This window comes from Micromonospora rosaria, from assembly GCF_001567585.1.
GTDB lineage: Bacteria > Actinomycetota > Actinomycetes > Mycobacteriales > Micromonosporaceae > Micromonospora > Micromonospora rosaria.
This window is the reverse complement of the sequence record NZ_LRQV01000161.1, coordinates 1-13669: the sequence shown is the minus strand read 5'-3', so window position 1 is coordinate 13669 and position 13669 is coordinate 1. Positions and strand designations below refer to the sequence as shown.

The following is a 13669-nucleotide window of genomic DNA, read 5'->3' as shown; positions in this document are numbered from 1 at the left end:
CGGCGCGGTGGACTGGGCGCCCGGCGCGGTGGACTGGGCGCCCGGCGCGGTGGTCCTGGTGGCGGGCTCGGGGGTCGTGGCGGCGGGCGCGCCGGCCGGCTTCGCGGGCGCGCGGGTGCCGGTCGGGGCGGGTGCCGGGCCGGCCTCGGTCACCGCGACCGACTCCAGGACGGCTTCCGTCGGCGTACCCTCCGGCGTGGTCGGCCCGGTGGCGGCGGGCGTCACGGTGCCGGGCGCCTGCGGAGCGGTCCCGGCCCGCGGCACCGCTCCAGCCGGCGGCACCACTCCGGACGGCGGCTCGGCCCCGGGGGACGCCTCCGGCTGCGGCGCACCGGTCGGCCCGGTGGCCGGCTCCGGCTGGGCGGCGGTCGCCTCGGCGAGGCGGGCGTTCTCCCGCCGGAACGTCTCGTAGATCTGGGTGAGCGACTGCTTCTGGGCCATGGTCAGGTCGGGGTCGACGGCGATCGCCGCGAGCACGCCCTGCCCCTCCTTGTCGTCGAGGAGCCCGGCCCGCAGGTACATCGCCGGGGTGGAGACCCGCAGCGCGCTGGCGAGCTGCTGGAGCACCTCGGCGCTGGGCTTGCGCAGGCCGCGCTCGATCTGGCTCAGGTACGGGTTGCTCACCCCTGCCTGGTCGGCGAGTTGCCGCAGCGAGATCTTGGCGTTGCGGCGCAGGTCGCGAATGAACCCGCCGACGTCGGGAAGGTCCTTTCCAGTGGCCATGAACCCGACGCTACCGACCCCTGCTAGCTCCTGCAAGCAAAGCGCTAGCCCCAGTTAGCAACGTCTCACCCCGCCGCTTGCGGACCCCACCATCCGGTACGTACCGTCCCCCGGTGACCATGATCGACGCGACCGGCACGCCCCTCTCGTACGACGACCTCGGTGCCGGAAAGCCCCTGGTCCTGCTGCACGCCGGCATCGCCGACCGGCGGATGTGGCGGGAACAGGTCGACGTCCTCGCCACCCGGTACCGGGTGGTCGTACCCGACCTGCGCGGGTACGGCGAGTCCGGGTTGCCGCCGGCCCCGTTCGCCCACCACGACGACGTGGTCGGCCTGCTGGACGCCCTCGGTATCGCGCGGGCGACCCTCGTCGGGTGCTCGTTCGGCGGCTCGGTGGCGATCGACACGGCCCTGGCATACCCCGAACGGGTCGACGGACTCGCCCTGTTCGGCAGCGCCGTCTCCGGCAACGAGTGGTCCGAGGAGGCCAACGACCTCTGGGAACGCCTGGTCGGCGAGGTCGATCCGGAGGACTTCCCGGCCAGCGCCGCCGCCGAGGTGCGGTTCTGGGTGGTCGGCCCCGGACGGCGTCCGGAGGACGTCGACCCCGGCCTGGTCGCCTTCGCCGAGGAGATGGACCGCCGGGCCCTCGCCGCCGACCTGGCACTCAGCGCCGTGGAGGTCGCCGAACTCGACCCGCCGGCCATCGGGCGCCTCGCCGAGCTGTCGGTGCCGGTGCTGGTCACGGCCGGCGCGGCGGACGTGCCGGACATCAGTCGCCTCGCCGACCGGATCGCCGCCGAGGTGCCCGGCGCGGTCCGACTGCCCGACGTGCCGGACGCCGGCCACCTGCTGCCCCTGGAACGCCCCGCCCCGGTGAACGCCGCCCTGCTCGACTTCCTCGTCACCACCGGCGGGCGGGGTGCCGCCCGTCAGGGGTGACCCCGGCGGGTACCCCCTCACCAGGTCGCGCGGACCGCCCCCACCGGGACGCCGCCGCCCAGCAGCGGCACCCGCGCGTACCCGGACAGCACCGGGGCGTCGAGGCCGAGCCGGCGCAACGCCGAGACCAGCACCGGCATCCGGGGGCGCTCCGCACCGTCGTCGATCTTGAGGGCGACGGCGCCGACCCCAGGTACCGCCGCCGCGACGACCCCCTCGGCGCCGATTTTCGCCACCGCGCCCGGCAGCCCCCGCATCAGCCCGGTGTCCACCGCCCCGGTACCGCCGACCAGTTCGGGATACGCCCGCATGGCGGCGGCGACGGCGTGCCCGGCGGAGCCCGCCGCGGCGGAGACCAGCCGCAGGTGGGCGGTGGCCAGCCCGGTCAACGAGATCGCCAGCACCGGCGCGCCACAGCCGTCCACCCCGACCGCCGCGACCGGCTCACCGGCGAACTCCTCGACGGTGTCGCGCAGCCGCTGCTGCAACGGGTGCTCCGGCCGCCAGTACCCGTCGATCGGCCAGCCGGCGGCGAGGCAGGTCAGCAGCATGCCGGCGTGCTTGCCCGAGCAGTTCATCCGGGTCCGGGTCGGTCCACCGCCGGCCCGCAGCACCGCCTCCCGGGCGGCACCGCCCATGGGCAGGTCGGGTGGACAGTGCAGCGCCGACTCGGCCAGTCCCGCGCCGCGCAGCAGCGCCGTCACCCGGTCGACGTGCGCCTGCTCACCGGCGTGGCTGGCCGCCACCAGCGCCAGGTCCGCCGGCTCGGCCAGCCGCAACCCGGCCCGGAGCATCCCGACCGCCTGGATCGGCTTGCTCGCCGAGCGGGGGAAGATCGGCGCGTGGACGTCGCCGGCCCCGGCCAGCACCGCACCGGCGGCGTCCAGCACCACCACCGAGCCCCGGTGCAGCCCCTCCACGAAGCCGGACCGGACCACCTCGGCGAGCGGTACGCCACCCTGATACGTCGTGCCCACGAGCCGGAACGGTACCCACGCCCCCGCCGCCCGGAGCAAGGAAGGGCCCCCTCTTAACGCATACGGTAGAGAAGGGTCCCCTTCTCACCTACGCAGGTGGCGGGCCTGCGCAGGGGGCGGGCTTCCGCAGGGGGCGGGCTTCCGCAGGGGGCGAGGCGACGGTGCCCGTACCCGATGGGGTTTCAGAGGCCGAGGAGGTCGCGGGCCTCGGCGGTGGTGAGCGGCGGGCGCTGCGCGAGTTGGGCGAAGCCCACCGCGCGGGCGACCAGTTGCATGTTCGACTCGACCGGGCGGCCCTTGGCGTAGGTCACCGTGTCCTCCATGCCGACCCGCAGGTGCCCGCCGGCCGACAGCGACGCCAGCAGCACCGGCAGGGTGCTGCGGCCGATGCCGGTGGCCGAGAAGGTGGTCCCCTCGGGCAGGTCGCGCAGCATCTGCGCGGCGGCGACCAGGGTCGCCGTGGTGCCCGGCATGCCGCCCGGCACCCCCATCACGAAGTCGACGTGCACGTGCCCGCCGTGCGGCAGGCCGTGCTTGCCGAGCAGGCGTTGCAGGGCGGTCAGGTGGCCGAGGTCGAAGATCTCGTACTCCGGCACGACGCCGCGTTCCTGCATCCGGGTGTGCAGGTCAACGACGAACTCCCAGCGGTTGAGGAAGACGTCGTCACCGAAGTTGACCGTACCCATGGTGCAGGAGGCCATGTCCGGGGCGGCGTCCAGGACAGCGAGCCGGGCCGCCTCCGGGTCCGTCACCGCGCCCCCGGTGGAGAGCTGCACGATCAGGTCGGTCGCCTCGCGCAGCGCCGCCACGGTCTCCCGCAGCCGACCGGGGTCGAGGGTCGGCCTGGCCTCGTCGTCGCGGATGTGGACGTGGATCACGGCGGCGCCGAGCGCCTCGCACTCCTTCGCGGTCAGCAGCAGCTCGTCGAGGGTCACCGGCAGCGCGGGGACCTCCGCCTTCGCCGACTCCGCGCCGGTGGGGGCAACCGTGATCAACGTCCCTGTCGTCATGCCGGCGATCCTAGACGCCCTGCTGGGGCCGGGCCGGACACCGCGACCGCGACACAGCGGCGGGTGAGGAAGGGGCCCTTCCTCTACCGGAAACGTTAATAGGGGGCCCCTCCTTACACCCGCTACGCCGGGTCGATGGCGGCGGCGGTGTCGCCGACGAGGAGGCGGGCGTCGTCGGGGACGTTGCGCTTGACCACGGCCAGGGCGACCTGGCCCAGCTCGTAGTGGTGCACGGCGGTGCCGACGAACCCGACCGTCCGGCCGTCGAGGGTCACCGGGGTGCCGGCGGCCGGCGGCTGGTCGGTGGTCACCCCGTCCAGGTGCAGCAGGACGAGACGACGCGGCGGCTTGCCCAGGTTGTGCACCCGGGCCACCGTCTCCTGCCCCCGGTAGCAGCCCTTGTCCAGGTGTACCGCCGGCGCGACCAGGTCCACCTCGACAGGGATCGTCCGGTGGTCGGTGTCCACCCCCACCCGGGCCCGCCGGGCGGCCACCCGGACCGCCTCGTACGCCCACAGCCCGGCCACCGGCACCCCGGCGCCGCGCAACTCGGCGACCACCTGGTCCATCCGGTCCCGGGCCACCAGCAGGTCCACCCCGAGCGGTACCCGGCGGGCCCAGCCGCCGACCGGCAGCGGCGTGACGTCGTACCGGGCGGTGGGTCGTGCCGGCAGCTCACCGGAGCGGAACTTCGGGCCCGGCACCGCGACCACGTCGGGCTCGGCCAGCCCGGTCACGCCCAGCGTCTCCAGCGCGCCGGTCGCCTCCGGCCCGACGAGGCTGAGCACCGCGTGGTCGGCGGTGGCGTCGCGCGGCTCGACCCGGCTGAAGAACCGCATCTTCTCCAGGTACGCCAGCAGCCCGGTGGTCATCCCCGGCTCGGTGTCCAGCCAGGTGGTCTCCCCGTCCTCGGCGACCATGGCGTGCTGCTCGACGTGGCCGTGCGGGGAGAGCACCAGCAGCTCGGTGCCCTGCCCGGCGGACAGGTCGGCGAGGTGCTGCGTGGTCAGGGTGTGCAGCCAGCCGGCGCGCTCCTCGCCCGGCACCGCGACCACCCCCCGGTGCGAGCGGTCGACCAGCCCGACGGCGGTGGTGAGGGTGCGCTGCTCCCGCATCGGGTCGCCGTAGTGGGCGGCGACGCCCCGCACCCCGGCGGCGGCGTGCGCCGGCTCCGGCTGGTCCCGGGTCTGCTCGTCGATGCTCTCGGCGGTCACCGCCCCGGCGATGTCGATCACTTTTCGTCCCCGTTCCCGTCGTGGCAGCGCCCGCAGACGCCGAAGAACGACACGTGCTCGATGTCGACCGAGAAGTTCCGCTGCGCGGCCAACTGGTCGGCCAGCGGCTGGACCAGCGCCGGTTCGACCTCCTCGACCGCCCCGCACTCCCGGCACACCAGGTGCACGTGTCGGTGCTCGCCGGCCGCGTGGTAGGTCGGCGAGCCGTGCGAGAGGTGGGTGTGGGTCACCAGGCCGAGCCGTTCCAGCAGCTCCAGCGTCCGGTAGATGGTGGTGATGTTGACCCCGGCGGCGACCTCCCGGACCGCGGTGTGCACCTGCTCCGGGGTGGCGTGCCCCAGGTCGAGCACCGCCTGGAGGACCAACTGACGTTGCGGGGTCAGCCGCAGCCCACGGGCCCGCAGCATCTCGGCCAGGCTGGATTCGGACACCGTCCGATCATAGTTCGCTGCCCGTGCCACGGCCGTGCGCCGGTCGGTCCGGACCGGTGCGGTTACCCTCGGCGATCGTGGTGACGTCGAGGATCGCGGTACTCGGCCGGGGACTGGTGCCGGCGGGGGAGCCCGTGCTGCGCGGCGACGACCTGGGGGTGCTGCACGGCGACGGCCTCTTCGAGACCCTGCACCTGCGCGACGGCCGGCCCTGGCTGCGCGACCGGCACCTCGACCGGCTGGGCCGGGCGGCCGACCTGGTGGCGCTGCCGCTGCCGCCCCGCGCCGCGCTGGTCGAGCTGCTGGCGGCGGTCTGCGTCGACTGGCCGCCCGAGGTCGAGGGGGCGCTCCGGTTGGTCTGCACCCGGGGGCCGGAGGGCGGCGGCGGGCCGACCGTCTACGCCACTCTGGGCGAGGTGCCGGCGGCCGTCCGGCGGGCCCGCCGGACCGGGATCGCGGTGGTCACCCTGCCGCTGGGCGTGGCCGCCACCGCCCGCCCCGACCTGGCCTGGCTGCCGACCGGGATCAAGTCCACCTCGTACGCGGCGAGCAGCGCGGCCCGCCGCTGGGCCGCCGGCCACGGCGTGGACGACGTCCTCTGGGTCTCCACCGACGGGTACGCCCTGGAGGGGCCGACCGCCAACGTGGTCTGGCTCGCCGGCGACACCCTGTGCACGGTGCCGGCCGCCGCCACCGGGATCCTGCCCGGCGTGACCGTCCGGTGGCTGCTCGACCAGGCGGGCCGGATCGGACTCACCCCCGCCGAGCGGATGGTCACCCCCGCACAGCTCCGGTCCGCCGACGCCGTCTGGCTGGCCTCGTCCCTCCGGGGCCTGGCCGAGATCCGCACCCTGGACGGCCAGGCCCTCCCCCCGGCCCCCCGCACCATCACCGACCTCGTCAACCCACCCCCACCCCACCCGCACCCCACCCCCACCCAGCCGCGTTGATCATGGACTTAGCGGCCGGCACGCGGCACCGGGACAGCCGCCAACTCCATGATCAACGCGACGGGTGGGGGCGGGGACGGGGACGGGTGGGGGTGGGTGGGGGGGTGGGGGGGTGGAAGGGCGGGGTTAGCCGGCTACGCGGATCAGGCGGGCGGAGAGGTGGGGGGAGAGCGGGTGGCCGACGGCGGCCATCTCCTGGGCGTAGAGCAGGGCGCCCTCGACGATGCCGAAGAGGCGTTGACCGGCCGTGACCTCCTTGGCGGTCGCGGTCCGCACCACCGCGTCGGTGACGAACTCGATTTGCGTGCCCGTGCGCTTGCCGATGTGCAGCTCCATCACGCCGGTGGGGGTGCTCATCAGCGCCTCCAGCTCGTCGGTGGCCCGGTCACCGGCCAGCACCGGCCGCCACCAGCCGACCTCCCGCCCCACCGGGCGGACCGGGCGGCTCTGCTCGTCGAGCAGCCACGCCCGGGACTCGTAGAACAGGAACGGCCGGCCGTCGTGGCTGATCCGGATCTCCTGCGCGAAGTCGAAGTCCTCGATACTGGGGAAGCCGCCCCGGCCCCGACCCCGCCACACCCCGACGTACGGCAGCAGGCCGTCCAGCGTCGGGTGGAGCTTCGGCCCGACCCGCAGGTCGTGGCTCTCCTCGTACGGGTACGCGTCGACCGGGGGCGCGTTCAACCACGGCGGCTGTAGCGGGTTCTCGTCGCTCACGCGGCCAGTCCCTTCGTTCGCGACTGCGGGGCTCGCAAACCCGGCTCGCTCCTCGCGCTCACCAAGCCCAACTCCGTTCGCGACTGCGGGGCTCGCAAACCCGGCTCGCTCCTCGCGCTCACCAGCGTCCTCTCGACATGCGTACGGCAAGGTAGACCAGGCCACCGGCGAGCGCGCCGAGGCCCGCGACCAGCAGGCTGACGAACCCGATCTCGGTGACCACGCCGGTCATCCTATGCTGGGCGCCATGGCCCGCACTCTCGTCGTCAAGGCCACCGCCGGAGCGGACGCCCCGGAGCGGTGCGCCCAGGCGTTCACCGTCGCCTCCACCGCCGCCGCCGCGGGGGTGGACGTCTCGCTCTGGCTGACCGGTGAGTCGACGTGGTTCGCCCTGCCGGGGCGGGCCCAGCAGTTCGAGCTGCCGCACTCCGCGCCCCTGGCCGAGCTGCTGCACGTGATCCTCACGACCGGCCGGGTCACCGCCTGCACGCAGTGCGCCGCCCGCCGGGACATCGGCCCCGACGACGTCCTGCCAGGGGTACGGATCGCGGGCGCGGCCGTCTTCGTCGAGGAGATCATGGCCGACGAGGCGCGGTCGCTCGTCTACTGACCGGAACCACCCCGCCCGGTCGGGCGTGACCGCCGGGCGACATACCCTCTCCCGCCCGTATACCTGGGGGGAATAATTATTCCCCCCAGGTATACGCCGCGACAAGCATGTCTCCTGTCGCGCCGTCACCGTGCGTGACGCTTCCCGCAGCCGGAGCCCCGGATGAGCCAGGTCCAGGCCCGGGTCAGGAGGCGGGGTCAGGGGGCGGGGCAGGGGGTGGTGGCGGCGAGGTGCAGACGGGCGTTGGAGTGGTCCACCAGCACGGTGACCGGGCCGCTGCGGTAGGCGTACCCGTCGGGGGTGTCCAGGAGCAGGGCGCCGGCGGAGGCCGGGCGGGCGGCGGCGGGGTCGGCCGGCGGGTCGGTGCTGACCCGGACGGTGCGGGCCCGACGGTCGCCGCCGGGGCAGGTGGTCATGAGCAGTTCGGGTGGGGTCGACGCGGGCCGCCCCAGCGCGGCCAGGGCCCGGCTCAGCGCGTCCACCTCGGGGCCGGCCGGCGGAGCGGCGAGCTGCTGGTAGCCGCCGAGCGGGCGGCAACCGGTGTCGGCGCTGACCCGGACCCGGCCGGGCGCGTCGGGCCCGTCGGCGGCGGTGACCGGCTCCCCGTTGGCGTCGACGAACTCGCCGGTGACGGTGACGAACTCCCCGGCGTCGGCGGAGAGCCGGGCGCCCCGGTCGCTGACCCGGACCCGGGCCTGGTACTCGGCGGGCAGGCCGGCGGCGATCCGCTCCAACAGCGGGCGGGCCTGGTCACCGGGGACGACGATCTCCACCGCGCGGACCAGGGTGGCGCCCTCCACGAAGGGGGTGACCCGGCAGCCGGGGTCCAGCCGGTCCGGGCCGAGCAGCACGACCGGTTCCGCGCCGGCCGCACCGAGCACCGCGCCGACCGCCCGGTCGACCACCGGGGCGGCCTCCGCCAGGGTGCGCTGTTCGCGGACGGTCGGCTCGTCGCCGCCGGCCGAGATCCAGGTGAGCGCCGCCAGCAGCACAGCCCAGGCGACGGTGGCGGCGATCAGCCAGCGCGGCCAGGGGCGGGCGGGCGGCGGCTCCGGCGGCCCGGGTGGCGGGACGTACCCGGTCTGGGCGGCTGCGTTCACCCGGTCATGGTGTCACGCGGCACCGACCCGACCGCCGAGGCCCGCGCCGGAGCCGGGCGGCGACGGGTGGACAGGTGAGCACACCGGCGGCCCGCACGGGTACCGATTCATCGAAACATATTGACTGATTGCCGACAGCGCAAGCCATTGATCGTTCTCTCTTTGCGCAAGAACATGACTCCCAGCGGAACCGGGGGCAGCCATCCGTCACCACCCGCCCCACCCGCTCCGGCGTGGCCGCGACCCCGGCGCACGCCACCGGGCCCGAAACGGATCGGGCCCGTCATCGTGGGGAGGAACAGTGTTCGAAAGACCCACCGGACGGTCCACGCTGCGCAGATCGGTGGTCGCCCTGGCGGCGACCCTGCTCGCGCTCACCGCCCAGCCCGCCGTCGCCACGGCGGCACCGACCCGGGCCGGCGCGCCGGCCGCGCCGCCGTCGGCCGCGCGGGCCGAGGTCGACCAGGAGGTGGTCCGCCAGGTCGAGGCCGCCGGCACCGCGACCTTCCTGGTGTACCTGCGCGAACGCGCCCCCCTCGACGGTACGGCGAAGCTGCGCGACGCCGACGGTCGCGCCCGCGAGGTGCACCGCCTGCTCACCAGCACCGCCGACCGGACCCAGCGTGACCTGCGGGCCGTGCTGGACGAGCGGAAGGCCTCCTACACCGCGTACTGGATCGCCAACGCGCTGCGGGTCCGGGGCGACCGGGCGCTGCTCGACGTGATCGCGGCCCGCCCCGAGGTGGAGCGGGTCGAGCCGAGCCGCAGCTACCCGCTGGTCCGCCCCGAGTCGACGGGCACCGCGAAGGCCCGCACCGACGCCGTGGAGTGGGGCATCGCCAACATCCGCGCGCCCCAGGTCTGGGACGAGTTCGCCACCCGGGGCGAGGGTGTCGTGGTCGCCAACATCGACAGCGGGGTGGCGTACGACCACCCGGCGCTGGTCGGCTCGTACCGGGGCAACCTCGGCGGGGGCAGCTTCGACCACGCGTACAACTGGTTCGACCCGGCCGACGTCTGCGCGGGGACCGCGCCCTGTGACAACAACGACCACGGCACCCACACCATGGGCACGATGGTCGGCGACGACGGGGCCGGCAACCAGGTGGGTGTGGCCCCCGGCGCGAAGTGGATCGCCGCCAAGGGCTGCGAGAGCAACAGTTGCTCCGACGCCTCGCTGCTCGCCGCCGGTCAGTGGGTGCTCGCCCCGACCGACGCCAACGGGCAGAACCCGCGCCCCGACCTGCGCCCCGACATCGTGAACAACTCCTGGGGCGGGGACGGTGGGGACCCCTGGTACCAGCAGACCATCGCCGCCTGGCGGGCCGCCGGGATGTTCCCGGTCTTCTCCGCCGGCAACGACGGCCCGGCCTGCGGCAGCGCCGGCTCCCCCGGGGACAACGCGAACGCGTACGCGGTGGGCTCGTACACCTCGACCAACGCGATCTCGAACTTCTCCGGGCGCGGGAACGCCACCGACCCGGCCGCGTTCAAGCCGAACATCGCCGCCCCGGGCAGCAACGTCCGGTCCAGCGTCCCCGGCGGGTACGCCTCGTTCAACGGCACCTCGATGGCCGCGCCGCACGTCTCCGGGACGGTGGCGCTGATCTGGTCCGCCGCGCCGACCCTGCGCGGGGACCTGGCGGCCACCGAGGCGCTGCTCGACGAGACCGCCATCGACGTGGACGCCACCACCTGCGGCGGTACCGCCGAGGACAACAACGTCTTCGGCGAGGGCCGGCTGGACGCGTACGCGGCGGTGGGGCAGGCCCCGCGCGGCCCGGTCGGCCGGGTCAGCGGCACCGTCACCGACGCGGCCGACGGCGACCCGGTGGCCGGCGCGACCGTGGCGGCCGGCACCCGCCGGGCCGTCACCGGCACGGACGGCCGGTACGCGCTGACCGTCCCGGCCGGCGAGGTCACCCTGACCGCCAGCGCGTACGGCTACGGCGAGCGCACCGAGACCGTCACCGTCGCCGAGGGCGGCGCGGTGGTCCGGGACTTCACGCTGCGGGCCGTCGCCTCGGTCACCATCTCCGGCCGGGTCACCGACGGCTCCGGCCACGGCTGGCCGCTGTACGCCTCGATCGAGGTCTCCGGCCGCCCCGGCGCGCCGGTCTTCACCGACCCGGTCACCGGCCGGTACTCGGTCATCGTGCCGGGCGACGCCACGTACCGGCTCACCACCACCGCCCGGTACCCGGGCTACCGCAGTGTGCCGACCGAGGTGACGGTGACCGACACGGCGAAGACCGTCGACGTCGCGGTACCGGTCGAGCCGGCCTGCGTCGCCGCCGGCTACTCCGGCAGCCTCAGCGCGCCGCTGCTGTCGGAGAGCTTCGACGGCACCACGGCCCCGGCGGGCTGGACGGTGCGCAACCGGACCGACAAGGGTGGCTGGGTCTTCACCGACCTGGGCCGGCGGGGGAACCTGACCGGCGGCAGCGGCGGCTTCGCCATCGTCGACTCCGACCAGCTCGGCAGCGGCAACACCCAGGACACCGACCTGGTCTCCCCCACGGTCGACCTGTCCGGGGCCGCCGCGCCGGTGCTGCGGTTCAACAGTGACTGGCGGGCGGTCGGCATCAGCGACACCGCCGACGTCGACGTCTCCACCGACGCCGGGGCGACCTGGACCACCGTCTGGCACCAGACCACCAGCCGACGCGGCCCCCGGGTCGAGGAGGTGCCGCTGACCCCGGCCGCGGGCGCGGCGAGCGTCCAGGTCCGGTTCCGGTTCAAGGGGACCTTCGCCTGGTGGTGGCAGGTGGACAACGTCCAGTTCGTCAACCGCGAGTGCACGCCGGTGCCGGGCGGTCTGGTGGTCGGCACGGTCACCGACCGCAACACCGGGGCGCCGGTGGTCGGCGCGACGGTGACCAGCGACGACCGGCCGCAGGACCGGGCGACCACGGTGGCCACCCCGGAGGACGCGAACCTGCCGGACGGCTTCTACCACCTGTTCTCCGGGCTGACCGGGGAGCACCCGTTCACCGCCGCGCGCACGCCGTACCCGCCGCTGACCAAGCCGGTCACCGTGGTCGCCGACGACGCCCGGCGGGCGGACTTCGCCCTCGCCGCCGGCCGGCTCACCGTCACGCCGGCCACGATCGAGTCCCACCAGGCGTACGGCAGCACCCGCAGCACGCGGGTGACGGTCCGCAACACCGGTAGCGCGCCGGCCACCGTCGAGCTGCTGGAACGCGGTGGCGGGTTCGAGACCCTGGTCAACCGGGCGGGAGCGCCCCGCCAGGACGTCCCAGTGAAGGGCATCAGCAAGGAGCGGACCGGAACCGGGTACGGCGGCGGGGTCACCGGCCGGGCCGGCGCGACCGGCTCCGGCGGGAACGCGGCCGAGGCGTGGGCGCCGATCGCCAAGCTGCCGGCGGCGATCTACGACAACGCGGCGGCCAACCTGGACGGCCGGATCTACTCCGTCGGCGGTGGCGGCGGCACCGGCCTGGAGCGCAAGGCCTGGGTGTACGACCCGGGTACCGGCGCCTGGTCGGCGCTGCCGGACCTGCCGAACGCCCGGTCCAAGCCGGTCGCGGCGGCGGTCGGCGGGAAGCTGTACGTGCTCGGTGGGTGGGGCGCGGACGACGACCCGGTCGCCTCGGTGGACGTCTTCGACCCGGTGGCGGGCACCTGGAGCACCGTGCCCGGCGCGGTCAACCCGGCCCCGGCGGCGGCGGCCGGCGGCGCGGTGGTCAACGGGCGCATCCACCTGGTCGGCGGCTGCCTCGACGCCACCTGCACCGACTCGAACAAGCTGGTGGTCTTCGACCCGGCCACCGGCGCGTTCCGCACCGGGGCGGTGTACCCGCACGCGGTCTCCTGGCTGGCCTGCGGCGGGATCGGTGGCGCGCTCTACTGCGCCGGTGGCGTGGGCAGCACCGAGTACACCGACGCCTGGCGGTACGACCCGGGGGCGGACGCCTGGAGCGCGCTGCCCAACCTGCCGGTGGACCTCTGGGGTTCGCAGTACGCCTCGGCCGGCGGGCTGCTGATCCTGGCCGGCGGGGTGACCGGCGGCTCGACCAGCGTCACCAATGTCACCCTCGGGTACGACCCGGTGGCCGGCAGCTGGCAGAACCTGCCGAACGTCGGGTTCGGCCGGTACCGGGGCGCGGCGGCGTGCGGGGCGTACAAGATCGGTGGTTCGCCCAGCTCGTTCGTCGGCTCGGCGGACAGTGAGCGGCTGACCGGGCTGGACCAGTGCACGGAGGCCACCGACCTGCCGTGGCTGTCCAGTTCGCCGGCCAGCTTCACCCTGGCTCCCGGCGCCTCCCAGACGGTGACGGTCACCCTCACCGCGACGGCGGCGGCCGGGGTCGTCCAACCCGGCACCTTCACCGGTGAGCTGGGCTTCGTCGCCAACACCCCGTACCCGGTGTCGCCGGTGGCGGTGGAGATGAACGTCTCCCCGCCGGGGAGCTGGGGCAAGCTCCAGGGCACCGTCACCGGGGTCACCTGCGGCGGGGCGACGGTCGGGGTACCGGCCACCGTCCGGGCCAACCTGGTCGACTCGACCACCGGCTACACGCTCACCGCCGACGCCCAGGGCCGCTACGTGTGGTGGCTGCCCCGGGGCCGGTACGACGTGATCGTGGCGAAGGACGGCTGGGTGCCGCAGGTCCAGCGAATCCGGGTCGACGCGGGCATCGTGCACACGCTCGACGTCGTCCTGAGTCCGGCCTCGACCTGCACCCGGGCGACCGGCATCTGACCCCTCGGGTCACCCACGGTGGCCGTCGACCCACCCGGGTCGGCGGCCACCGTCATGCCCGCCCCTTCTTGCCGGCAAAATCATTCCACGAGAAGATCTGACCGACAGGCAGACAATTTCGTCCCTTTATGCCCCAGTTGTCGCCACTCCCGAGGCGCGCCGTGAGAAATCTTGGAGCCGAATGGCCGCCAGACTTGGGCTCAACCGGTGGTTGCAACACCGATGTCGATCACCTTCGTTGGCCCG

12 protein-coding genes are annotated in these 13669 nt (G+C 74.8%); 4 read left to right on the top strand and 8 right to left on the bottom strand.

Annotated features, from left to right (window positions below):
- The coding region (locus AWW66_RS36575; RefSeq protein WP_425413312.1) for a helix-turn-helix domain-containing protein at nucleotides 1–723 on the bottom strand (723 nt) is incomplete at its 3' end.
- A gap of 119 nt (nucleotides 724–842) precedes the next feature.
- Here AWW66_RS36575 and AWW66_RS28105 point away from each other — a divergent pair.
- Complete coding sequence (locus AWW66_RS28105; RefSeq protein ID WP_083979074.1) at nucleotides 843–1667, top strand: alpha/beta fold hydrolase; 825 nt, start codon at nucleotides 843–845, stop codon at nucleotides 1665–1667.
- Between the two features lie 17 nt (nucleotides 1668–1684).
- On the opposite strand, the gene AWW66_RS28100 is transcribed toward AWW66_RS28105, so the two are convergent.
- The 4 genes from AWW66_RS28100 to AWW66_RS28085 all read right to left on the bottom strand — a co-directional run bounded on the left by AWW66_RS28100 (nucleotide 1685) and on the right by AWW66_RS28085 (nucleotide 5296).
- Nucleotides 1685–2644 carry an asparaginase gene (locus AWW66_RS28100; RefSeq protein ID WP_083979069.1) on the bottom strand — a complete coding sequence of 320 codons (960 nt, stop codon included), beginning with the start codon at nucleotides 2642–2644 and terminating at the stop codon, nucleotides 1685–1687.
- A gap of 182 nt (nucleotides 2645–2826) precedes the next feature.
- Nucleotides 2827–3654 (bottom strand): beta-keto acid cleavage family enzyme, encoded by an 828-nt coding sequence (locus AWW66_RS28095; RefSeq protein WP_067372509.1) that lies wholly within the window; start codon nucleotides 3652–3654, stop codon nucleotides 2827–2829.
- 122 nt (nucleotides 3655–3776) lie between these two features.
- The gene (gene ygfZ, locus AWW66_RS28090; protein ID WP_067372506.1) at nucleotides 3777–4889 is read right to left on the bottom strand and encodes a CAF17-like 4Fe-4S cluster assembly/insertion protein YgfZ; all 1113 of its coding nucleotides are present in this window, start codon (nucleotides 4887–4889) and stop codon (nucleotides 3777–3779) included.
- A complete protein-coding gene (locus AWW66_RS28085; protein ID WP_083979073.1) occupies nucleotides 4886–5296 on the bottom strand; it encodes a Fur family transcriptional regulator in 411 nt (136 codons plus the stop codon). The genes ygfZ and AWW66_RS28085 overlap by 4 nt, the downstream gene beginning before the upstream one ends.
- 101 nt (nucleotides 5297–5397) lie before the next feature.
- On the opposite strand from AWW66_RS28085, the gene AWW66_RS28080 reads away from it, so the two are divergent.
- Complete coding sequence (locus tag AWW66_RS28080; protein WP_067372492.1) at nucleotides 5398–6270, top strand: aminotransferase class IV; 873 nt, start codon at nucleotides 5398–5400, stop codon at nucleotides 6268–6270.
- A 126-nt stretch (nucleotides 6271–6396) separates the two neighbouring features.
- Here AWW66_RS28080 and AWW66_RS28075 read toward each other — a convergent pair whose 3' ends face one another.
- Together AWW66_RS28075 and mtfM are read right to left on the bottom strand one after the other, a co-directional pair.
- Nucleotides 6397–6987, bottom strand: coding sequence for a heme-binding beta-barrel domain-containing protein (locus AWW66_RS28075; RefSeq protein ID WP_067372489.1), 591 nt, complete (start codon nucleotides 6985–6987; stop codon nucleotides 6397–6399).
- Nucleotides 6988–7105: 118 nt separating this feature from the next.
- Nucleotides 7106–7210 (bottom strand): small membrane protein MtfM, encoded by a 105-nt coding sequence (mtfM, locus tag AWW66_RS36150; RefSeq protein ID WP_036376929.1) that lies wholly within the window; start codon nucleotides 7208–7210, stop codon nucleotides 7106–7108.
- Nucleotides 7211–7222: 12 nt separating this feature from the next.
- Here mtfM and AWW66_RS28070 point away from each other — a divergent pair, with 12 nt between their 5' ends.
- Nucleotides 7223–7597 (top strand): DsrE family protein, encoded by a 375-nt coding sequence (locus AWW66_RS28070; RefSeq protein ID WP_067372487.1) that lies wholly within the window; start codon nucleotides 7223–7225, stop codon nucleotides 7595–7597.
- Nucleotides 7598–7794: 197 nt separating this feature from the next.
- Here the strand turns inward: AWW66_RS28070 and AWW66_RS28065 are convergent, their stop codons facing one another.
- A complete protein-coding gene (locus AWW66_RS28065; protein ID WP_067372484.1) occupies nucleotides 7795–8697 on the bottom strand; it encodes a hypothetical protein in 903 nt (300 codons plus the stop codon).
- A 301-nt stretch (nucleotides 8698–8998) separates the two neighbouring features.
- Between AWW66_RS28065 and AWW66_RS28060 the strand changes: the two genes are divergently transcribed.
- Nucleotides 8999–13423, top strand: a complete 4425-nt coding sequence (locus tag AWW66_RS28060; protein ID WP_067372481.1) for a S8 family serine peptidase — start codon at nucleotides 8999–9001, stop codon at nucleotides 13421–13423.
- The last annotated feature ends 246 nt before the right edge of the window (nucleotides 13424–13669 follow it).

Coding starts and splice junctions, on each gene's coding strand:
- AWW66_RS28085 (WP_083979073.1), bottom strand. CDS start 5,296: ATGCTGCGGGCCCGTGGGCTGCGGCTGACCCCGCAACGTCAGTTGGTC.
- AWW66_RS28095 (WP_067372509.1), bottom strand. CDS start 3,654: ATGACGACAGGGACGTTGATCACGGTTGCCCCCACCGGCGCGGAGTCG.
- AWW66_RS28105 (WP_083979074.1), top strand. CDS start 843: ATGATCGACGCGACCGGCACGCCCCTCTCGTACGACGACCTCGGTGCC.
- AWW66_RS28070 (WP_067372487.1), top strand. CDS start 7,223: ATGCTGGGCGCCATGGCCCGCACTCTCGTCGTCAAGGCCACCGCCGGA.